Here is a 1,321-nt window from a genome sequence, read left to right on the forward strand (position 1 = left end):
GTCCACCACCGTGGGCGGCGGAACCTGGACGCATGCCCTCACCCTCGACATCACCCAGTTCTACGCTGCGGCCATCGACCCGTCGAACCCGGCGCGCCTGATGGGCGGCACGCAGGACAACAGCACCCCGATCACCACCGGCTCGCCCACGGGATGGACCTATGCCCTCGGCGTCGGCGACGGTTTCCATTGCGCGATCGATCCCACCAACCCGGCGGTGCTGTTCGCCGAGTGGCAGTTCGGCTGCAGCGGGAGCGGGCCGCGCCGCTCGACCAACTCGGGCGGGAGCTGGACCGCACCGACCGGGTTCACCTCCACGGATCGCTACAACTGGAGCACGCCGCTGGTGATGAATCCGAAGAACAACAACCTGTTGCTGGTCGGCAGCCACCGCGTCTACCGGAGCCTCAACAACGGCGTGAGCTACTCGATCATCAGCGGCGACCTCACCACCGCCAATCCGACCAGCCTGCTCACCTACAGCACCATCACCACCCTCGACATCGCCGCCCCCGACACCAACGTCTACTACGCGGGCACCGACGACGGGAAGGTGTGGCGCTCGGTCAATCGCGGCGGCGCCTGGACCGACGTCTCGGCCGGCCTGCCGGTGCGGTGGGTGACGAGGGTGGTGGCCGATCCGGCGGACCCGCAGGTGGTGTTCGTGACGCTCTCGGGGTTCGGCGGCGACGAGCACCTGCCGCACATCTACCGCAGCGCCAACCGGGGGACGACGTGGACGCCGATCGCCGGCAATCTTCCCGACGTGCCGCTCAACGACGTGGTGGTGGACCCCATCGACACCCAGCGGCTCTACGTGGCCAGCGACGTGGGCGTGTACTGGACCCGCGACCAGGGGGCGGTGTGGCTGCCGCTTGGCAGCGGCCTCCCGTTCACCGCGGTGTTCGATCTCAACCTGCACGCCGCCTCGCGCACCCTGGTCGCGGCGACGCACGGCCGTTCGCAGTGGAAGGCCGACCTCACGCAGATCCCGGTCGCGGTGGGCCCCGGGCCGCGCCCGCCGGGTCTCGCGCTCTCCCCGCCGGCGCCCAACCCGAGCCGGGAGCATGCGAGCCTCACGCTGGCGATGTCGGCCCCTGGACGCGCCGAGGTGGCGGTGTTCGACGCCCGGGGCCGGCGGGTCCGCAGCCTAATCGGGGCTCGGTTGGATGCCGGAAGCCACCCGCTCACCTGGGACGGTAACGACGCGAGCGGCGCACGCGCCCCAGCCGGTGTCTACTTCGTCCGCGCGAGCACCCCCGTAGGGAGCGTTTCCCGGCGCCTGGTGCGGGTCGAGTAGCGCTCGAAGCGACGGCTCCAA

At 70.8% G+C, this 1,321-nt stretch carries 1 protein-coding gene; it reads left to right on the forward strand.

The genetic code is table 11. From position 1 onward, the window contains the following. A partial coding sequence (locus ACRDSQ_RS14670; RefSeq protein ID WP_431421662.1) for a FlgD immunoglobulin-like domain containing protein occupies positions 1-1,300 on the forward strand: 1,300 nt, incomplete at its 5' end. Positions 1,301-1,321: the final 21 nt, after the last annotated feature.

Source organism: Actinokineospora sp., from assembly GCF_050699995.1.
Classification (GTDB): domain Bacteria; phylum Actinomycetota; class Actinomycetes; order Mycobacteriales; family Pseudonocardiaceae; genus Actinokineospora.